The organism is Pseudorhodoplanes sp. (assembly GCF_046289595.1).
Lineage (GTDB): Bacteria > Pseudomonadota > Alphaproteobacteria > Rhizobiales > Xanthobacteraceae > Pseudorhodoplanes.
The window spans coordinates 14,047-33,772 of the sequence record NZ_JBKBVB010000043.1; the positions used below are offsets into that span (position 1 = coordinate 14,047).

Below are 19,726 nucleotides of genomic sequence, written 5' to 3' on the forward strand. Positions count from 1 at the left end.
ACCGGACCCTGACGATGACCCAAACCTACGACACGATTTTTCGCGGCGGCATTGTGGTCAACCAGGACGGGGAAGGGCCGCGTGACATCGGCATAAGGGACGGGCGGATCGCTGAAATCGGCGATCTGTCGCGGGCCTCGGCCGGGGAGACGGTCGACTGCACGGGCCTGCATGTGCTGCCCGGCGTGATTGACACCCAGGTGCATTTCCGCGAGCCGGGCGGCACCCACAAGGAGGATCTGGAATCCGGCTCGCGCAGCGCTGTGATGGGCGGCGTGACCGCGGTGTTCGAAATGCCGAATACCGATCCGCTCACGATCACGCCGGAAGCATTGGCCGACAAGGTCAGGCGCGGGCACCATCGCATGCATTGCGACTATGCCTTCTTCATCGGCGGCACTTACGACAATTACAGGCATCTGCCGGAATGGGAGCGGTTGCCCGGCTGCTGCGGCGTCAAGGTGTTCATGGGCTCGTCCACGGGCTCGCTGCTGGTCGAGAACGAGGAAGGGCTCCGCAACATCCTGAAAGCGATCCGCCGCCGGGCTTCGTTCCATGCCGAGGACGAGCCGCGCCTGAACGAGCGCAAGCCGCTGCGCATCGAGGGCGATCCGTCCTCGCACCCGGTGTGGCGCGACCCGGAAGCCGCCATGATCGCAACCGAGCGCCTCGTCCGCGTCGCGCGCGAGACCGGGGCGCGCGTGCATGTGCTCCATATCTCCACTGCGCAGGAGATGGCGTTCCTGAAGGATCACAAGGACGTCGCCTCGGTCGAGGTGACGCCGCATCATCTCACGATGGAAGCGCCGGATTGCTATGCGCGGCTCGGCACCCGGGCGCAGATGAATCCGCCGGTGCGCGACGCCTCGCACAAGGCCGGTATCTGGTATGGCCTGGAGCAGGGCGTGGTCGATGTGATCGGCTCCGATCACGCGCCGCATACGCTCGAGGAAAAGGCGAAGTCCTATCCGGCGACGCCATCGGGCATGACCGGCGTGCAGACGCTGGTTCCGCTGATGCTCGATCACGTCAATGCCGGACGGCTGTCGCTCTTTCGCTTCGTCGACCTGACGAGTGCAGGGCCTGCGCGGCTGTTCGGCATCGCGCGCAAGGGTCGCATTGCAGTGGGTTATGACGCCGATCTCACAATCGTCGATCTGAAGCGGCGCGAAACCATCACCAATGAATGGGTCGCCTCCAAGGCCGGCTGGACGCCGTATCACGGCATAAGCGTCACCGGCTGGCCGGTCGGCACCGTGGTACGCGGGCTCCGTGTGATGTGGGACGGGCAACTCGTGAGGCCGTCGCAGGGCGAACGCGTTCGGTTCCTCGAAACGCTGGCGGCGTGACCGCCCGCACGCTATTGCCGCGACAGATCGGCCGAGAACTCACCGTTCCGTATGCGGGCCGGAAGGCCTTCGGCAAAGGCGGACGCGGCATCCTCGCCATAGGTTGAGACGAACTCGATCAGTGCCGCGAACAGGCAGGCCTGCGCCAGGCAGTCGCCATCAACCCCGTCCAGACGCGCCTCCGCCCAGGCCTCGTGCACATAGCTGAGCGCGACCTGCTTCTGCTCATGATCGGCGATCGGCTCACGAGCCGGGAAAATACGCGTCAATGTTGTCATATTAACGAGTTCCTGCGCGCCGCCTGACGCCCACCCCAAGGAAGACCGCACGTTAACACGCAGCTTTCCGCAGCAAACCCTCGTCTTTAAGAAGGGTTAACACGACGGCCAGCAGAAGCTTAATTGGTGTAGCGGGCGGTGATTTCACGCGCGATCTTGGCGCCTTCGTCGAGATAGCGCCGGACCGCCAGATCGGCGGCCGGGGTGCAGCTGCGGTAGGTCTGCCTGAAACCGTTATACCCGCGGTTGAAGCTCGCCATCAGCTTGACCTTGCGGTCCTGGGCCTGGGCCTCCGCCTCCAGCAAGGCACGCATCTCGTTGCGCCATTTCTGGTCCTCCTTCGCCCCGCACAGCGGTCGAAGGTAATGCAATGCGCCCAGAATTTCGGACAGTCGCTCCAGTTCGGTCTCGAACAGCGCGCCGCTGTCGATCGCCCGCGCCGGCGCTGCGAGCGGCAGGCTCACGCTCAGCAAGAGGGCGGCGCAAAGGAGGCGGCGGCGGATGATCATGGCGGGGCTGATATGCGCCCGCCCGGTGGCGAGGGCAAGGCAAACGGCAGGGCGCGGGTCACAGTTTCCCCATCGCCTCGGCGACGATCTCCGCGAGACCTTCGGTAGTCTTCAGTCGGTCAAGCTCATCCGGCAGCCGCCAGGCGGCTTCGGAGATTTCAGCGGGGTCCGGCACCGGTTCCCCGGCGATCCAGCGCGCCGCAAAGCACAGGATCACGAAGTGCCGGGATGCCTTTCCGTCGCCGTCGCGCAGGATCATCTCGCGGTAGCCGGCGAGCGTCACCGGCTCGATCGCCACCTGCGTCTCCTCCCGCACTTCCCGGATCACGGCGTCCGTCAGGGTTTCCCCGGTCTCGACCACCCCGCCTGGCAGGGTGTAAATGCCGCGCCCGAACGTGCCGCCGCGGCGCACGATCAGCACCCGGCCGTCCCGGATCACCGCGGCGCTGACCGCCAGGAACGGCCGGTTTGGGTAGGCGCGCTCATCCACGGGTTGTGTCCCTCACTTGTCCCCAGCGGCGGATAAGCCGCTTCCCCCGGGTTCGATGCGCATTATGTTGCATCCATGTGCGGACGCTATGCCATCACCACCGCGCCGGAAGCGATGCGGCAGCTCTTCAGGTACAAGGAGATGCCGGATTTTCCGCCGCGCTACAATGTGGCTCCGAGCCAGCCGGTCCCGGTGGTGCGGCTGTGGGAGGGCGAGCGGCAATTCGCGCTGATGCGATGGGGCCTGATTCCGGCCTTCGTGAAGGATCCGAAAATGATCTCGCTTCTGTTCAATGCGCGCGGGGAGACCGTCAACGAGCGGCCCGCGTTCAGGAATGCGATGAAGCGGCGGCGCTGTCTCATTCCGGCCAACGGTTTCTACGAATGGCGGCGCGACGGTGCATCGAACCGTCCGTATTTCGTGCAGCGCAAGGACGGCGGGCCGCTAGCCTTCGCCGGGCTCTGGGAAACCTGGGTCGGGCCGAACGGCGAGGAACTCGACACTGCCGCCATCGTCACGACCGATGCGAGCCCGCTGATCCGCTCCATCCATCATCGCATGCCGGTGATACTGCCGCCCGAGACCTGGGACATGTGGCTCGACACCATGCGCGTCGACGAGCAGATGGCGGCGGCGCTGATCGCGCCCGCGCGCGACGACCTGCTGGAGGTCTATGAAGTCTCACCCGCGGTGAACCGTGCGGTCCACGACGGATCGGAACTGATCGCGCGATATGCCGCGCCGCCTGTTGCGGAGCAGCCGGGGCCGGCGAAACCTTCGCGCAAAGCGAAAAAGGACGACCGTCAGCAGTCGCTGTTCTGAATCGCGGAGGCTTGATGGCGATCACGAGAGCAATTCTGTCGCTTCTGGGTCTGGCGGTCGCAGCGCCCGCTCTCGCTACCACCGAATGCGCGCGTGAACGCAGCGCCATGGTCGACACCATCCGAGGCTATCCGCGGTCGGGCTTGCCGATTTCCGAACCTGTGCTGAAAGCGATGCGCGATGTCGACCGTCGCGCGCTGATCCCGCAGCGGACCTCATGTGCCGAAGCCTATGCCGACCGCCCGCTGCCGATCGGCCGCGGCCAGACCATCTCGCAGCCCTATGTCGTCGCGCTGATGACCGACCTCGCCGCCGTGAAGCCGGATCATGTCGTGCTCGAAATCGGCACCGGCTCCGGCTATCAGGCCGCGGTATTGGCGCGGCTTGCGCGCAAGGTCTGCACCGTCGAGATCGTCGCGCCGCTCGGCGAACAGGCTGCCGCCGCATTGAAGGAACAGGGATACGACAATATCGAGGTCCGCATCGGCGACGGCTATCGCGGCTTTCCCGAATGCGGACCGTTCGACGCCATCGTCATCACCGCAGCGATCGGCCATGTGCCGCCGCCCCTGATCGATCAACTGAAGGTCGGTGGTCGTATCGTATTGCCGCTCGGTCCGGTTACCGGCGGTCAGCAACTCACCGTGATCGAGAAGATCGCGCCTGACAAGACGGTCTCGCGTTCGGTGATCGCGGTCCGCTTCGTGCCGTTCACCGGACCGCAAACCACCCGATAATCCGCCCGCCATACGCTCGCGGAAAAGTGTAGTTTGCCGTGCGGTCCGGTTTGACTGCCGATCTGGGCAACCGCGTGCGGTCATGTAGGATCGCGGCAAGGGACGCGTGCACGGTCACACATCAAACGCTGGCGCTGCAATACCAGGAGCTTTCCATGCTGACCAAACGCGACCTCTTGCGCTCGGCCGCCTGCGCGGCCGCTGCTTCCGCCGTGGCGAAACCGTATCTCGCGCTCGCGCAGAGCGGCCGCCCGCGCTTCTTTGAAGCCAAGGACATCGCCGAGCGCGGGTTCATCTACGGGCTGCCGCTGGTGATGAATTACGGCGTGATGTACGAATTCGTGATCGACAAGAGCTCGTCGCAATACAAGGCGCCGTTCAACGAGATCAAGAACGAATCGAACGTCTTCACCTACAAGGACACTGCTGTCCCGACTCCGAACAGCGATACCCCTTATTCGATGGCGTGGTTCGATCTGCGCACCGAGCCGATGGTGATCTCGGTGCCGGCGATCGATCCTAAGCGCTATTATTCGGTGCAGCTCACCGATGGCAGCACCTACAATTACGGCTATATCGGCAGCCGCACGACCGGCAACGGCGCGGGCGACTACATGGTCGTGGGCCCCGACTGGAAGGGTACGATGCCCGCGGGCGTCAAGCAGATGTTCCGGTCGGGCACGCAGATGTCGCTTGCGATCTTCCGCACCCAGTTGTTCAGCCCGGACGATATCGGCAATGTCCGCAAGGTGCAGGCCGGCTATCAGGTGCAGCCGCTGTCGAAATATATAAACCAGCCGATGCTCGCTTCGGCGCCCGACATCGACTTTCCGAAATTCGACAAGGAACTCGTGAAGACGGATTTCTTCCGTTATCTCGACTTCGCCTTGCGTTTCGCGCCGGCGCAGGAGAACGAAAAGGCAATCCGCGCGGAGCTCGCGCGGATCGGCATCGGCCCCGACAAGACCTTCGACTTCAAGGATCTCACGCTGGAGGAAAAGCTGGAGGTCGGGCTCGGCATGAAGCAAGGCGAGCGCAAGGTCGAGGAGGCCGTAGCCAAAGCCGGCGTTGCAATCAATGGCTGGCGCGTGAGCGGAGGGCCGGGCGACGCTGCACACTATAACGGCGACTGGCTGAAGCGCGCGATGGTGGCCAAAGCCGGCATCTACGCCAACAGCCCCGAGGAGGCGATGTATCCGTTCACCCGCGTGGATATGGACGGGCAGACGCTGGATGGCAGCAAGCACAATTACGTGCTGACCTTCCCGGCGGGCCAGCTACCGCCGGTGAATTCGTTCTGGTCGCTGACCATGTATGATGGCAGATCGCAGCTTCTGATCAACAACCCGATCGACCGCTATCTGATCAATTCGCCGATGCTGCCGGGCATGAAGACCGAACCGGACGGCTCGCTGCCGATCTATATCCAGAGCAAATCGCCGGGCCCCGACAAAGAGGCCAACTGGCTGCCGGCGCCGGATGGGCCGATCTATCTCGTCATGCGGCTTTACTGGCCGAAGACAGCCGCGCCGTCGATCCTGCCGGCCGGGTCCGGCACCTGGCAGCCGCCCGGCATCAGGCGGATGGCGTAGAGCGTTTTCAGGCGAAGTGGCAACTGGTTCTCGTCAAGAAAGCGCGTCAAGTCGAAGAGCCGCGGCCGAAACCCGTCAGCCGGCGCAGCAAGGCGCCGGCATCGTGCGGCACCGCATTGCCGCGCCAGGCGATGTGCTGGTCCGGCCGGATCAATACGAGGTCGCGGCCATAGAGCGCGCGGATGTCGTCGTCGGCAATGTCGATTTGTGTGAACGGCATGTTCAGGCCTTTCGCGGCCGATGCCAATGCCTGCGCGTCCGGGGCGCTTGCCCCGAGCCGGAGCAAGGTGAAACCGGTTCCAAAACGGTCGAACAGCGAGTCGCCGATGCCGCGTCCGCCGCCGGGCCAGGCATGCGGCGCCCGCCCGCCCGGCACGCCGCTTGGCGTATAGGCCGCGAAATCGTCGGGCGGAGGCGCGCCGTCGCCCGCAACGATTGGCGAGCCGTCGTAACGTGCTCCGAGCTGCACGCCGATCGAGGCGAATTCCTCACCAAAGGTTGACAGACGCATGCCGAGTGCCTGCCGGGCGGCGGCACCTGCGGCCGTGTCCTGCTCCAACTCCGGCAGGACGCGAATGTCGCCGATGCTCTTTGCGAGCGAGCGTGCCGCTCCGGTGTTGCGGATCGCGATCGGCAGCCGTTCGGCTTCGTAGCTTGCCAGGAGATGCGGCCCGCCCCAGCCCTGCAGAACGGCTGCCAGCTTCCACGCCAGATTGGCGGCATCGTCAATCCCGGTATTCATGCCGAAGCCGCCGGTCGGGGTGAACAGATGCACGGCGTCTCCGGCGAGCAGCACGCGCCGGTCGGCAAAGCGCTCCGCGACCAGCGCAACACCCGCGGTCCAGGGCGCGTGCGCAATCGCCGAGACCGGAACGTCCATACCACAACAGTCTGCAACCGCGCGCCTGACGACATCGTCGTCCGGTTCGGCCTGTGGATCTTTCGGGCGCATCCAGAACAGGAATTCGTCATTGCCATTGAGCGCAATCATGGTGGTGCGGATGTCGGGATTGATCGCCCAATGCTGGAAACAGGCGCGGTCTTTCAGGACATCGCGATAGAGCGTCGGCGCGCGCAGATAGCTTGCGAACATGCGCCCGCCGAAATACGCCTGCTGCAGCGTTTCCTCGCCGGCATAGCGGATGCCGAGACTCCGGCGCACGAACGAGCGGCCGCCATCGCAGCCGATCAGATAATCGGCGCGCCATCGTTCTGTGCGCCCGTCCGCAAGTTGGCTGGCGCTGACAGTCACGCCGTCCGAATCCTGTGTGAAGTCTGCGACCTCGCAGCCAAAGCGAAGCGTGATGCGTGCGCGCCTGCGCGCCTCCTCGAGCAGGAAGGCTTCGACATACATCTGGTTGGCGCGCAGCAGCGGCTCGGGGAACTGATCGAGTTTGCGAGCACCTGCGACCGCTCTCGCCTTCTCGGCTCCCGATGGCATTCGCAGTCGCGCCAGCTCATATCCGTTGAACCGCGTGAAGTAGGCGACGTCGCCGGAATGGCGCGCCGGCAGCCCGAGCTTGCGCAGCTCATGTGCGAAGCCAAGACGGCGGTAATGCTCCATGGTCCGCGCATTCTGCGTCGAGCCCTTGGGGTGCCAGCGCGTTTGCGGCTCGGTATTGAACACGACGCTGCGCACGCCGTGATGATCGAGCATGAGCGCGAGCGCGAGCCCGACAGGTCCGCCGCCGGAAATGGCGACGGGACTGCGTTTCGTTTCTGTCATCTGCGGCTACGACGTCGTACGTTCGGAGCGCCGCGCGAGCTTCGCCGCGAGATTGAAGCCGACGCCGGGCCGGCTCCAGGGGCAGGCCGAGATACAGATCGCACAGCCGAAAGTCTGATTGAAGAAGGGCAGGCAGCGGTCGAAATCGACGTACCATTTCTCGACACCGCGAACCGTCTGCTTGTATGGCGCGATGGCTTCCGGCGGGCAGGCATTCTCGCAGACCCGGCAGGATTCGCAGAATGAATCGACATTGAAACAGCGTTTCGGCGTCGGCGCAAAGGGCGCATCGGTCAAAACCGCGGAGAGCCGGAAGGAGGAGCCGAATTCCTGATTGATGATCGAGCCGTGCTTGCCGAGCTCGCCGAAGCCGCAAGCGATGGCGGGCGGGATCATCATGACTTTCGACGTCATTGGGCCTGTCAGCGGCTCGGCGTCCCAGCCCTGCAGACGCAGCCAGCCGGCGACGCGTTTGGCCGCGCGCATGGCGCGGCCATATTGCTTGACGACTTCGGCCCCGGCTTCCGGCTCGGGCGCTGTTTCGATCTCGGCATAGTCGTGCGCGAAGCCGAGCATGATGATGCGGCTTTGCGTGACGGTCTGGCCTTCATAGACCCAGTGCGGGTCCATCTGCGCGACGCCCCACATGTCGAACAGCCGATCGTCGGACGCGCCGAATTGGCGATCCTCGGGCAGTGCGGCCAGCGCCGCATTCCAGTCCTCGGGTACGCGCTGTACCGGCGCGCCGGTCACCTCGGGCATCGTCTCCGATGCCATCTGCGCGCGCTGTTCGCGGGCGCGGACCAGCGCCGGGTGATCCGGATTGACCTTGTAGAACCAGCGCTGCATCGCGCCATGGGGGATGGTGTCGGGATCAGGTGCCCAATAGACGAGGCGCGGGCGCCGCGGCGCAGATTCGCCGAGACCGTTGATCGCGTTGCCGGAGATCTCCGGGATCAGCGCAACTTGCGCGGGATCGGGCTGGAATGGGCGGTAGCTGTTCGGTTTCGGCATGAAGAAATTATTGCCGCAAGACGGCGTCTTGACCAGCCTTGCGGCATTATCGCCGAGGCCGCCGGCCGCCATCGGCGTTGCGCTTGCCATCCTTGATCCAGGTCAAAGGCGCGGCCTATCATATTAGATATACTGAATATGTTGACCGTTCGGCCCAGCGCTTGTCGCCTGTTGCACGCGCCTCTCGCAGGAGCCTGTTGAAGGAGCTCGCTGTCATGCTCTCGCTCACCGCAAAATCCTGGTCGCCCTATGTGGCCGGCATTGTGATCGGCCTGCTGCAGATTCCGGCCTTTCTGCTTATCGAAACCGCGCTCGGTGCGTCGTCGTCCTATGTCACGATAGGCGGCCTCGTGATGTCGTGGGCCGACCCGGCGATCCTGAAGATCGATTATGTCGCTCGTCATGTCGCGACGACCGGAAAGAACTGGTGGCAGGTCGCGCTGGTGGTCGGCGTTGCTGTCGGCGCCTTTGTGTCGATGAAGCTGTCGGGTGCCCGCCGGCAGCCGATCTCGCCGATCTGGGCGCGCGCGCTCGGTTCAAGCTCACCGTCGCGCCGCTATGCCGTCGCATTCATGGCCGGCTTTCTGATGCTGTTCGGCGCGCGGCTCGCCGATGGCTGCACCAGCGGACATGGCCTGTCGGGCACGGCGCAACTCGCGGTCGGCTCGATCGTTGCCGTCGCCGCCATGTTTGCGGGCGGCATCGCCACCGCGATGCTGGCGCTGCGGCGTATCTGAAAAACCGAAAAGGGGAGACACGTCATGTCACTCGTCACCGCTATATCGATCGGCCTTCTGATGGGTATTGTGTTCGGCTTTGCACTCGAAAAATCGCGTGTGTTCGAGCCGGGAGTCATCGTCGGGCAGATGCAGCTGCGCAACTTCATCATGCTGAAGGTGTTTCTCACCGCGGTTGCGACCGGCGCCGTCGTGCTTGCGGTGCTGAACGGTTTCGGCTTCGTCAAGCTGGCGCCGAAGCCGACGCTGTACGGCGCCGATATTGTGGGCGGGCTCATCCTGGGCATGGGCATTGCGCTTGCGGGAGCCTGTCCCGGTACGGTCATGGCGCAGATCGGCGCCGGCTATCGCGACGCCGTCGTTACGTTGATCGGCGCGTTGTCCGGGGCGGTCGCCTATTCATACGCGGAGCCGGCCTTGTCGAAGACCTTCCTTGGCGTCTCCAGCGGAAGGCTGGTCCTTCACACGATGTTCGGGATTCCATATTGGGTTAGTGCGCTCGTGCTGGCGGCATTATGCGTCGCCATTCTGATCGTGCTGGAGCGATACTTCCCCTCGAACCGCGAACTTGGTCCGAATCTCGACGGCGACCTTGGCGCACGGGAGCGAGGCGACGTGCCAGTGCGTGCCGTGCCGGTCCGATAGGAAGGAGCTTCTGCTCCATCCCGCAAGGGCGGGCTCGTCACTTGCGCGCGAACGTCCCAAGTCCGGCCTCGCGAGGGGCCAGACATGGCCGTCCCAATGTGTCAGCGGTTTTCCGCAAGGCGGGTATATTCCTTCCGGATAATGTCCCTCCCATAGATCCGCTCCAGACGGCGCACGGTGAAATGTCCGCGCGCGACATCCTGGAAATGCTCGAGAAAGGCGTAATTCACCGCAGCTCCGCCAAGTGCGCCGATCACGGGAAAGGTCTGCGCCGCGGTCTTCTGCGTGACCACGACGCCGAAGCGCGACGCAATCTCGGTCAGAAAGCGCACCATGACCGGCGCGCCCTCGGCAACGACGCCGCGCTGGGCGACATAGCGCGCCGCCTCGGTCACCGATTTCGCCAGGAGCCCGCGGACCGCGAAATAGCCGCTTTCAGCCGCATCGTCCGACCCGGTGCGCCCGCCGAGTGCGAAAACCTGCACGCAGGCGAGCGCCGCTTCCGGGTTCGACAGGTCCTCGCCTTCGCTGCGCGCAATGTCGGCGATGGAGCGCAGCATGATGATGGTCGAGACCGGGAGTTCGATCGGCAGCGTCGCAAGGCCGAAGGCGCCGCCAGCCGCACCCGATGCCGTGACCAGCGCCCGGTGCAGCAACTGCGAGCCGGCGCGAGGGTCGCGCCGCATCGTCATCAGCGCGGTCTTCAGCGCCATCTCCAGCGCCTTGGTCGTGGCCGCGGATATGGCATTGGTCGCGGTCTCGGGCAGGGCATAGCCGATCAGCTCGATCGGCTTGCCGACCATGTTGGTGAGGCGCGCGGCGAGGCTCGGGTGTTCGAGTGCGGCGACGGCGCGCCGCAGCGCCTCCAGATCGTCGGGAGCAAGCTGGATCGGATTTGCGGCGGCCTCAAACTCGGGCTTGGGTTCAGAGTTGGGCGCGGGCTCGATCATGGCAACCTTATAGCACGACGTTGCCTGACAATGCGGGAACGCGGCCGGCGGTTTCCGGGCTGGCTTCGCAAGGCACCGCCTTCAGCCTGCGCAGATCCGCCGCAGCGCCTGCCACTCGGCTTCGTCGAGCAGCGGCGCGCCGCCGCGCTTCGACGGCGTAACCGCCTTGATTCTCGCCACCCGTTCCGGAATCGACGGATGCGCGTGAAAAATTGACATGCCGGGCCGCGGCGCGCGGGCGACGCGTTCGAGGAAGGTCGCAAGGGCGCGGGGGTCGGCATTCAGTTCCTGCAGGGTGCGGAGCGCAAAATCGTCGGCCGCCATCTCCTGCCGCCGCGAATAGCTCGCCTCCATCAGCATGTGCGCCGCCACGACCACCGCGGCGCCGCCGACAAAATCGCCGAGCACGATACCGAAAACGAGCGAGAGGCCCGCCGATTGCACCACGCTGCGGATGCCGTCGCGGTTCGCGACATGGCCAAGCTCATGGGCGATCACCGCCGCCACTTCATCGACGCTTTGCGCCTGTTCGATCAGACCCTGCAACACGTAGACAGAGCCGCCGGCCAGCGCGAAGGCATTGGGCTCCTCGCGGCGGACCACCACGGCCTGGACCGGCAACGTCAGGCCGGAGGCTTGCGTCACCTGCGACATGAGCTTGCCGAATGCCGCCTTTCCGGGACTTTCCGAGGCTGTGACGCCGCATTCGAAAGGGCGACCATCGGTGCCGGTGTCATAGGTGGCGCGGAAGCGAAGGTCGCCGGCGCGGCCGAGATGCTGCTCGATATGGTCCGGCACCAGGCGGGCGATCCCGTCCGCAATGCGTGGACCGCCATAGAACGCAACCAGAAGCAGCGATGCGGCCGCCACGAAACCCCAGACAACGACGGCGCGCCGACCGGCCCGATCGGTCGGGTCGGCCCGGTCGATCAGCGGCGTGGCGCGATCCACGGCATCGGCGAGATCGGGATCGACAATCTCAAGCCGCGCCAGCCGGTCGCTGTTGCGCAGTCCGAGCCGGAACACATGCGAAGGTGCGTTGAGATGGGCCAGGCGATCATAGGGCCATTCGGCAAGGATCCGGCCGGTGAGATCGCAAATCTCTATACCGGCCGCCATGCAGGCAACCGTCACATCGTGACGCGCCGCCGATAGGCCGTCGAAATAGACACCGGGGCCCGAATGTGTTGCGGTGTCGGACATGACGCTCGGCTTTCGCCAGGCCAGCTACCTCATCATGCTTGGCAGCCACAGCGAGATCGCCGGGAACGCGATCAGGAGCCCGAGCCGGATTACGTCGGCCACCACGAAAGGCAGAACGCCGCGGAACAGCGTGGTGGTCGGCACATTCGGCAGCAAGGCATTGAGCACGAACAGATTCATGCCGACCGGCGGACTGATGAGGCCGATTTCCACCACCACGACGATGAGAATGCCGAACCAGATCGGATCGAAACCCAGATGCACGACCAGCGGGAAGAACACCGGCACGGTGAGAAGAATCATCGACAATTCTTCCATCGCGGTGCCGAGCAGGACATAGATGGCGCAGATCGCCGCAATGACCATGATCGGGGGTACATTGAGCGTGGTCACGAAATTTTTCAGATCCTGCGGCATCGTGGTGTAATTGATGAACTCGGCAAACATCAGCGCGCCGATCAGGATGACGAAAAGCATTGCGGTGGTGCGACCGGACTCGATCAGCGAGTCCAGGAGCGTGCGCCACGACAAGGCCCGCCGCAGAAGTGCGATGCAAAATGCTCCGAAGGCGCCAATGCCGGCGCCCTCCGTGGCGGTGAACACGCCGCCATAGATGCCGCCCATGACGATAATGAACAGAAGCGCCACCGCCCATACGCCCTCGGCCGCACGCATCCGCTCGCCCCAGGAGGCCCGCTTGCCGCGCGGCCCTGAACTCGGGTCCATCCAGACAGTCCATTGCACCGCAAGGCAGAGCAGGAAGGCGGCCAGCACGCCGGGCAGGAAGCCTGCGGCAAACATCTTGCCGATATTGGTCTCGGTCATCACGCCGTAGATGACCATCAGCGTTGACGGTGGAATAAGAATACCGAGCGTGCCGCCGGCCGCGATCACGCCGGTGGAGAGGCGGTCGTTGTAGCCGAGTTCGCGCATCGACGGGTAGGCGACCTTCGACATGGTCGCAGCCGTTGCGATCGAGGAGCCGCAGATGCCGCCGAAGCCGGCGCAGGCGACGACGGTCGCCATCGCAAGGCCGCCGCGCAGATGGCCGACGAAGGCATTGGCCGCGCGAAACAGCTCCTGCGACATGCCGGCCCGGGTCACGAAATTGCCCATCAGGATGAACAGCGGGATCACCGACAGCGTGTAGTTGCGGCCAGTCTCGTAAACCTTGGTTTCGACCATCGCCATGGCCGGCGCGAAATTCCAGTCGCGCATATAGGCGACGCCGAGAAAGCCCACGAACCCCATGGAGATCGCGATCGGGATGCGCAGCAGCGCCAGCACCAGCATGATGCCGAGACCGACCATGGCTTCAGTCATGCGGTGTTCGCCTTATTGGGATCGAACGCGGTCTGCCGTTCGGCTGCCGGCAGCAGCGCCTTAATCAGGTGTACGATGCCCGTGACCCCGACCATGATCGCCATGAAATAGACGAAAGGGCTGACCGGGATCCGCAGGACTTCGGTCGTATCGCCGTATTCCGCGATCTTGTCGGCACGCAGCCAGACCCGGTAGGCGAGCCCGACGATGATGATCCCGCAAAAGATGTCGACCAGCCTCCGCAGCATCCGTCGCGCACCCGGACCGAGCGCGGCATCGACAAAGTCCATGGTGACGTGTTCGTCCGCCCGCGACACCAGGGGGAGTCCGGCGAAGATCAGCGTCAGCAGCAGCAATTCGGTAATCTCGAAGCCACCGCGCAACGGCCAGTTGAAGATGTAACGGCCAACCACGTCGACGGCCGTTATCAACATCAGGCAGAACAACAGAAGCGCGGCGGCGGCGCCCAGCGTACGATCGAGCCAGACGCCGCCGTCAGAAGCTTTTGCGCTCACACTTTTGCGCTCACATGTTTTTCGCTCACCGGCGGCCGTTACTGGCCGGCGGCGACGCGCTTCAGTTCCTCGTGGAATTCGGCATAGACCTTTTCAGCGTCCACGCCCTTGGCGGAGGCAGCCTTTTTCCAGTTGGCAATGATGTCCTTCGCCCGGTCCTGCACGCCCTTGATCAATTCAGGCGACGCTTCGGTGATCTGGATATTGGCCTTCTTCATCACTTCAAGTGCGGCGCGGTCGGTATTGTCCCAGGCCTTGCCGGCGAGCCGGGCCAGCGCCTCGCCCGAGACCGATTCGATGGCGGCCTGATCCTCCTTGCTCAGCTTATTCCACTTGTCCTCGTTCATGAAGAAACCGAAGGCCGAACCGTAGAAGCCGCCGGGGAACAGCGTGGCGTGTTTGACGACGGTGTCGAGCTTGAACGAGATGATCGACTCCAGCGGGAAGAAGGTGCCGTCGGCGACGCCGGAGCTCAGCAATTCGTAGGATTCGGGCGCCGGCTTGACGAAGGCGGATGCGCCGAGCGCGCGTGCCATCTGTTCGGAAATGCCGCCGCCAGAGCGGATCTTCATCCCAGACAGATCCTCGACCTTGGTGATCGGCCGCTTGGTGTTGAACATCTGGCCAGGACCATGGGTAAAGACGCCGAGCAGCTTTACGCCCTTGTACTCGCCGATCGGCTGGAAATATTTCCAGTGGATGCGGGAGAAGGCGACCGAGTTGATTTCGGCGGTGGCGCCGCTGCCCGGCAATTCGGGCAGGAGCGGCAGCACATGGCGCGCCGGCGTGTAGCTTGCCGTCACGTAGGAGACGTCGACCAGGCCGTCGCGGACCGCGTCGAAGGTGCCGGCCGGGGAAGACGGATGCTTGGCCAGCATGTTGAATTTGACGCGGCCATTGGTGGCCTTCTCGACATTCTGCGCCCAGCCCGCGAGCACGTCTTTGGTCAAGAGATGCTGCGGCGATACCCAGCTCGACATCGTCAAGGTGGTCTGGGCGTGAGCCGCCGGTGAAAATGCCGTCAATGCTGCAACAGCGAACGCCGCGCTGCCAAAAGCGGCGGCCCTGGTCATGCGAGACATCAGAGATCCTCCCAAGATCTTGTTATGAGGCGGATCGGGCCATTTCGCTTCCCGCGCGTCAAGCTGATTCTTTACATCTGCCCATGGCTTTGGCGGCGGCCAAGCGCCGCCCGTCCGTGCTCAGCCGATCACCCCGGTCTGCCGCGCCGCGCGGCCGATTGCAGCGACGGCCTCGTCGATATCGGCGGATGAATGGGCCGCGGATGGCTGCGCCCGCAACCGCGCTTCGCCGCGCGGAACGATCGGGAAAGAGATTGCCCCGATGTAGACGCCCTCGTTCAGCAGCGCGCGGCCGAAAGCCTGCGCCTTGCCCTCGTCTCCGACCAGAATCGGCGTGATCGGATGATCGCGGCCGAGCAGGGTGAGACTGAGAGCAGCAAGGCCGTCGCGCAACCGGACCGTGTTGTCCCGCAGCCGCTGCACCAGACTGTCGTCGCGCAACACCCGCTCGATCGCTGCGCGTGCGCCTGCCGCCGATGCGGGCGTGATCGCGGTGGTGAACATGTAGAAGCGGCCGTGATTGTGCAGCTTGGCGATGAGATCGGCGCGCCCGGCGGCATAGCCGCCGGCAAAGCCGCCGAACGCCTTGGACAGCGTGCCGGTATAGAGATCGACCTCGCCGAGACAGTTCTGCGCTGCGGCGGTGCCGCGCCCGCCCGGCCCGGTGACGCCTGCCGCATGGCTCTCGTCCACCACCAGCGTCGCGCCATAGTGCCTGCAGAGCGCGATCATGGCCGACAGGTCCGCTTCATCGCCCTCCATGCTGAACACGCCGTCGGTGATCACAAGCTTTGCCCCGTCATGCGGCGCGCGGAGCAGGCTTTCCAGATGGGCGAGATCGCGGTTGTTGTAGACGCGCGTCTCCGCCGCACTCAGACGGCAGCCATCGATGATGCTGGCGTGATTGAGCCGGTCGCTGAAAATCACGTCACCCTTGCCGGCAAGTGTGCAGGCCACCGCCACATTGGCGGCGGTGCAGGAATTGAACAGAAGCGCCGCGTCGGTGGCGTGAAAGCGTGCGATGGTATCGCACAGGGCCTCGTGCAGGGGTGTGGTCGCAAGCGGCGGATTGAGCGTGGTGCCGCTGCCATATTGCCTCGCCGCCGCGCAGGATGCCTCGATGATCTCCGGGTCGCCGGCAAGGCCGAGATAGTTGTTGGCGGTCAAAAGGATGACGGAACGGCCGTCAAGCGTGGCGCGGGCGCCGACGGGGCCGCCGACCACGGGTTTTGTGTTGCGGGTGAAACCAGCGGTGCCGGTGCTCAAGAAGTCGGCCTTTCACAGGTCGTAAAATCACGACCAATCACGATCCCGCCGTGTTTGGCAAGCGCAACACCGCGATGGTGCCGCCGCCTTTGCGATTCGCGAGGGTCAGCGATCCACGATAGCCCGCCGCAAGCTGCCGGGTGATTGCCAGACCGAGACCCTGCGCGGCCTCGCCCGTCTGCGTGTCTCCTTCTCGATCGGGTTGTGGCCGCGGAACCAGGGGATAGCCAAGGCCCGGTCCGTCATCCTCGACCGTGATGTCGACGATCCCGTCATGCGCCGTGGCAGCAACCGCCACTGCGGTTTTCGCCCATTTATGGGCGTTTTCAATGAGATTGCCGAGCATTTCTTCCAGATCCTCCCGGTCGCCCACAAATTCCAGACCTGACGATACCGATTGATGCTGTTGAAGATTCTTAGCGGAATAGGCATGGCCGAGGGCGAACAGCAACTCCGAGACAACTGGAGCGATCTTGACCCTCCGCGCGAAAGAAGGAGAGCGCGCCGCAGACCGACTTCTTTTTAGATTACGATCGATATGGCGGCGCATGGAGGCAACCGCGGTCATCACTTTGGCGTCCGGGTGTTCGCCGCCCTGATCCGCGCGCGCCGCGATCACCGCGAGCGGCGTCTTTAGCGCGTGTGCCAGCTTGGCTGTGCTTTCCCGGTAATTGGCGACCAGGCTGCGGCTGTGCTGCAATAGATCGTTGATCACCGAGGTCAGTTTGGACAATTCTACATATTCAGCGGCGGGCAACTTTTCGATCCGGCCGTCCTGCAGCGCGGCGATGTCCGAGACAAGCCGATTTAAGGGACGCAGGCTGCGGTTGACCTGCCACCATAAGGCGACGATCAGGAGTGCGGCCAAGGCCGCAGTGCCCGCAGTGAGCGCCGCGGCCTCGGCAACGAGGGCCCGATCCACATCGCTCTGGGCGCCGGCTATGATAACCTTGAGACCTGGAATCGGTGTGTCCTGAGGATGGGTGAGCGATACTACTCGTAATTTTTCATTGTTCGGGCCGGTTGCGTGCGTTGCGTCAGCCGACAGTGCGATATCAGACGTGCCGAGCGACCGCGATCGCGCCAGAATCCCGCTCGCATCGCGTACGATCCAGTATCGGCCGGACAAGCGGTCCTGATATCGGGGGTCTTCAGGCAATGTCCCGATGATCAGGATGCCTTCCTTGTCTCGCGACAGGCCGACAAGGAGGGCTTGCGCTTCGAGCGACAGACGCGCATCGAATGCGCGCTCATGGTGCGCTTTGAGCAGCAGCAGCGCGGCGAGAAGAGCCACAACCAAAACAAGGCCGGTCGACATGGTCGCGGCCATGACAATCCGCTTGACGAGCGAAGACCTAGGCGTCCTCGCAGGTTCTGAGGACATAGCCTTCGCCGCGAATGCTTTCGATCCGAACTGCGCCAATCTTCTTTCTCAGTCTGCTGACGACGACTTCGAGGCTGTTAAAGTCGCGATCGATGTCTTCGCCGTAGACATGTTCGCTCAATTCGGTGCGGCTCACGACAGCATCGCGCCGATGCATGAGGTACCGTAGAACGCGGCCTTCAAACGCGGTCAGCCGCAACGGCAGGCCGTTAAGGGCAATCGTGCCGGAGGCGGTTTCCAGCGACAGCCCGCCCACGTCTATATGCGTCTGCGCATGACCGGCGCCGCGCCGAATCAGGGCGAATAGCCGCAGGATCAATTCTTCGTTGCGGAATGGCTTCTTGAGATAGTCATCCGCTCCCGATTTGAAACCGGCAACCAGATCCGAAAAGCGGTCCCGCGCGGTCAGAATCAGAACGGGAAGATTTTGCGAGCGAGCCCGCCAGGCCGACAAGACGGCAACGCCGTCTATATCCGGCAGACCGAGATCGAGCACCGCGGCATCGAAGGACGCAATATCCTCGCGGTCGCGCGCGGATAAGCCCGATTCGCAGACGTCCACCACGAAATTGGACCGCTGCAGCAGCGATACCAGCTCGCGGGCAAGCGGCCGGTCGTCTTCAACAAGCAGGATGCGCACGTGTTGCAGCCTCACAGTATGCGACGTGTCGTTTAACCTTGCGCGCGCTTTGGCGGCATCTTCCGTTCGATCATCTCACCCATACTTGCTTATAAATATAACCAGACCGGTCGATGTGAAGTTCGACCAGCTCGCCGGCGCGGTTCCGCGTCAATAACTCAATGTGGCGTTTTTTGACTTCGAAATCGTCGAGCGGCAGGAACCCGGCTTTCTTGGCGATCTCGCGGTAGTCGGCTTCCGTCAGCCCTCGCCCTGCGTCAATCGCCGCCTTATTGTATGTTGCATCCTCGATCTCGTCGATACGCCCGAAGCGGTCAAAGGAAACATATACGGTCCGTCCGTCCGCCATCACGGCGAGTATTTCAGTGTGATGCTTCTTGCGCACGGGCGGCCCGGCCGGCTTCAGTTGCAAGGCTGCCAGCGCCTGGAGGATGGCGCGTCCATCCGTGGCGGGTGTGGCCGGCGACGTTTGCGGTACCGCCTGAAACAAAATCGTGCCATCGCTGCGAGTGATGCGACTCGCGGCGAGCGTTTGGTCCGAGAGACTTCCCGTTGCCGTTATCTGCTCGCCTGGTACGACCGGCAGCGCTTCGTCACGCCCGACCGGATCGACGAGAATGCGCCCGCGCTCGCTTGCGACGATAAGGCGAGCGCCGAACACTTCCGCGACCGGTCCCTCGATCACGCTTTCGGGCGCCGCACCGGACCCAAGCAGGACTTGGCCCGGTGCCTGCGTCGCGAGATGGACCAGCGCAATTGCAGCAAGCACAAACAGGTTGCGAATGCCCATGGCTGCCTTTCCGCATGAACTTCAAGTCTATCGCAACCATACCTGCTTGTAGATAACTCCCGACGCATCGATGTGCAGCTCGAGCGTCTCGCCCTGCCGGTTCCTGGCGCGCATAACGGCGTGATGACGCTTGGTCTCGGCAAGCCCGAGCGGCTCGAATCCTGCTGCCTGAACCAGGCTGGCAAGCCGGTCCGGCCCTGGCACGACCGCGCCTGCGGTGCCACCCTTGCGATGGTTGGCGTCGGTGACCGATTTTACGCGGCCGGCCCAGTCAAACTCGACCCGGACCGGGCGCCCCTCTTTGGTGATTGCCGTCACTTCGGAGTGCTTCTTTTTTGCATAAACTTTGCCCTGCGGTGTCAGGCCGAGCGGAGCAAGGGTCTTTGCCGCATCGATCGCCGGGGCGAGCGTGGCTGGACTTGCCAGGGCAGGGTTCGCGGATTGCGGTCCGAGAATCTGAGCCGGGGCAGCGCTTGCGGTGACAATGACGACGCCGAGCGCGGCGATCATGATCGCGCGGTGACGATTGCAGCTGGCGAATGGCAATTTTTGCATGGCGCGTAACGCTCCCTTCAAATGTCGATGGCGCGGTTCTTACAACTGGGGCGTTGAATGCACCTTGAGCCGGGCCAGAAAGGTTCGGTTAAGATTGTCATGCGGCCTCAGCGCTCACG

General features: G+C 64.0%; 21 protein-coding genes. 6 read left to right on the forward strand and 15 right to left on the reverse strand.

The features are described from left to right. The first annotated feature begins 14 nt into the window (after nt 1-14). Nucleotides 15-1,349, forward strand: a complete 1,335-nt coding sequence (locus ACK41X_RS11125; RefSeq protein WP_409722735.1) for a dihydroorotase — start codon at nt 15-17, stop codon at nt 1,347-1,349. An 11-nt stretch (nt 1,350-1,360) separates the two neighbouring features. Here ACK41X_RS11125 and ACK41X_RS11130 read toward each other — a convergent pair whose 3' ends face one another. The 3 genes from ACK41X_RS11130 to ACK41X_RS11140 form a co-directional block, all read right to left on the reverse strand. Then, entirely contained in the window at nt 1,361-1,627 is a 267-nt protein-coding gene (locus tag ACK41X_RS11130; protein WP_409722738.1) for a hypothetical protein, read from the reverse strand. A gap of 119 nt (nt 1,628-1,746) precedes the next feature. Next, nucleotides 1,747-2,136 carry a TIGR02301 family protein gene (locus ACK41X_RS11135; RefSeq protein ID WP_409722741.1) on the reverse strand — a complete coding sequence of 130 codons (390 nt, stop codon included), beginning with the start codon at nt 2,134-2,136 and terminating at the stop codon, nt 1,747-1,749. Nucleotides 2,137-2,194: 58 nt separating this feature from the next. Continuing rightward, complete coding sequence (locus tag ACK41X_RS11140) at nt 2,195-2,626, reverse strand: NUDIX hydrolase (RefSeq protein WP_409722744.1); 432 nt, start codon at nt 2,624-2,626, stop codon at nt 2,195-2,197. Between the two features lie 75 nt (nt 2,627-2,701). Between ACK41X_RS11140 and ACK41X_RS11145 the strand changes: the two genes are divergently transcribed. The 3 genes from ACK41X_RS11145 (at nt 2,702) to ACK41X_RS11155 (ending at nt 5,777) form a co-directional block, all read left to right on the forward strand. Continuing rightward, nucleotides 2,702-3,448: an SOS response-associated peptidase gene (locus ACK41X_RS11145; RefSeq protein ID WP_409722747.1), complete on the forward strand. Its 747-nt coding sequence runs from the start codon at nt 2,702-2,704 to the stop codon at nt 3,446-3,448. A 14-nt stretch (nt 3,449-3,462) separates the two neighbouring features. Then, the gene (locus ACK41X_RS11150) at nt 3,463-4,185 is read left to right on the forward strand and encodes a protein-L-isoaspartate(D-aspartate) O-methyltransferase (RefSeq protein WP_409722749.1); all 723 of its coding nucleotides are present in this window, start codon (nt 3,463-3,465) and stop codon (nt 4,183-4,185) included. 155 nt (nt 4,186-4,340) lie between these two features. Next, entirely contained in the window at nt 4,341-5,777 is a 1,437-nt protein-coding gene (locus ACK41X_RS11155; protein WP_409722751.1) for a DUF1254 domain-containing protein, read from the forward strand. Nucleotides 5,778-5,823: 46 nt separating this feature from the next. On the opposite strand, the gene ACK41X_RS11160 is transcribed toward ACK41X_RS11155, so the two are convergent. Both ACK41X_RS11160 and ACK41X_RS11165 read right to left on the reverse strand, forming a co-directional pair. Further along, nucleotides 5,824-7,503 (reverse strand): FAD-dependent monooxygenase, encoded by a 1,680-nt coding sequence (locus tag ACK41X_RS11160; RefSeq protein WP_409722754.1) that lies wholly within the window; start codon nt 7,501-7,503, stop codon nt 5,824-5,826. 6 nt (nt 7,504-7,509) lie between these two features. After that, nucleotides 7,510-8,607, reverse strand: coding sequence for a 4Fe-4S dicluster domain-containing protein (locus tag ACK41X_RS11165; protein ID WP_409722756.1), 1,098 nt, complete (start codon nt 8,605-8,607; stop codon nt 7,510-7,512). A 107-nt stretch (nt 8,608-8,714) separates the two neighbouring features. Between ACK41X_RS11165 and ACK41X_RS11170 the strand changes: the two genes are divergently transcribed. Both ACK41X_RS11170 and ACK41X_RS11175 read left to right on the forward strand, forming a co-directional pair. Further along, nucleotides 8,715-9,254 carry a YeeE/YedE thiosulfate transporter family protein gene (locus tag ACK41X_RS11170; RefSeq protein WP_409722760.1) on the forward strand — a complete coding sequence of 180 codons (540 nt, stop codon included), beginning with the start codon at nt 8,715-8,717 and terminating at the stop codon, nt 9,252-9,254. A 24-nt stretch (nt 9,255-9,278) separates the two neighbouring features. Further along, nucleotides 9,279-9,899 carry a YeeE/YedE thiosulfate transporter family protein gene (locus ACK41X_RS11175; RefSeq protein WP_409722763.1) on the forward strand — a complete coding sequence of 207 codons (621 nt, stop codon included), beginning with the start codon at nt 9,279-9,281 and terminating at the stop codon, nt 9,897-9,899. 101 nt (nt 9,900-10,000) lie between these two features. Here the strand turns inward: ACK41X_RS11175 and ACK41X_RS11180 are convergent, their stop codons facing one another. From ACK41X_RS11180 to ACK41X_RS11225, 10 genes are all read right to left on the reverse strand, one after another. Beyond that, nucleotides 10,001-10,849 (reverse strand): EcsC family protein, encoded by an 849-nt coding sequence (locus ACK41X_RS11180; protein ID WP_409722766.1) that lies wholly within the window; start codon nt 10,847-10,849, stop codon nt 10,001-10,003. 81 nt (nt 10,850-10,930) lie between these two features. Continuing rightward, nucleotides 10,931-12,052: a M48 family metallopeptidase gene (locus tag ACK41X_RS11185; RefSeq protein WP_409722769.1), complete on the reverse strand. Its 1,122-nt coding sequence runs from the start codon at nt 12,050-12,052 to the stop codon at nt 10,931-10,933. A gap of 24 nt (nt 12,053-12,076) precedes the next feature. After that, nucleotides 12,077-13,375, reverse strand: coding sequence for a TRAP transporter large permease (locus ACK41X_RS11190; RefSeq protein WP_409722772.1), 1,299 nt, complete (start codon nt 13,373-13,375; stop codon nt 12,077-12,079). Further along, the gene (locus ACK41X_RS11195; protein ID WP_409722774.1) at nt 13,372-13,890 is read right to left on the reverse strand and encodes a TRAP transporter small permease; all 519 of its coding nucleotides are present in this window, start codon (nt 13,888-13,890) and stop codon (nt 13,372-13,374) included. Before ACK41X_RS11195 ends, ACK41X_RS11190 begins: the two co-directional genes overlap by 4 nt. 38 nt (nt 13,891-13,928) lie before the next feature. After that, nucleotides 13,929-14,972 (reverse strand): TRAP transporter substrate-binding protein, encoded by a 1,044-nt coding sequence (locus ACK41X_RS11200; RefSeq protein ID WP_409722777.1) that lies wholly within the window; start codon nt 14,970-14,972, stop codon nt 13,929-13,931. A gap of 120 nt (nt 14,973-15,092) precedes the next feature. After that, entirely contained in the window at nt 15,093-16,238 is a 1,146-nt protein-coding gene (locus ACK41X_RS11205; protein ID WP_409722780.1) for an aminotransferase class I/II-fold pyridoxal phosphate-dependent enzyme, read from the reverse strand. A 37-nt stretch (nt 16,239-16,275) separates the two neighbouring features. Next, nucleotides 16,276-17,568, reverse strand: coding sequence for an ATP-binding protein (locus ACK41X_RS11210; protein ID WP_409722783.1), 1,293 nt, complete (start codon nt 17,566-17,568; stop codon nt 16,276-16,278). A 25-nt stretch (nt 17,569-17,593) separates the two neighbouring features. After that, nucleotides 17,594-18,262 carry a response regulator transcription factor gene (locus ACK41X_RS11215; RefSeq protein WP_409722786.1) on the reverse strand — a complete coding sequence of 223 codons (669 nt, stop codon included), beginning with the start codon at nt 18,260-18,262 and terminating at the stop codon, nt 17,594-17,596. Nucleotides 18,263-18,332: 70 nt separating this feature from the next. Next, entirely contained in the window at nt 18,333-19,052 is a 720-nt protein-coding gene (locus ACK41X_RS11220; RefSeq protein ID WP_409722788.1) for a hypothetical protein, read from the reverse strand. A gap of 27 nt (nt 19,053-19,079) precedes the next feature. After that, nucleotides 19,080-19,607, reverse strand: a complete 528-nt coding sequence (locus ACK41X_RS11225; protein ID WP_409722790.1) for a hypothetical protein — start codon at nt 19,605-19,607, stop codon at nt 19,080-19,082. Between the last annotated feature and the right edge of the window lie 119 nt (nt 19,608-19,726).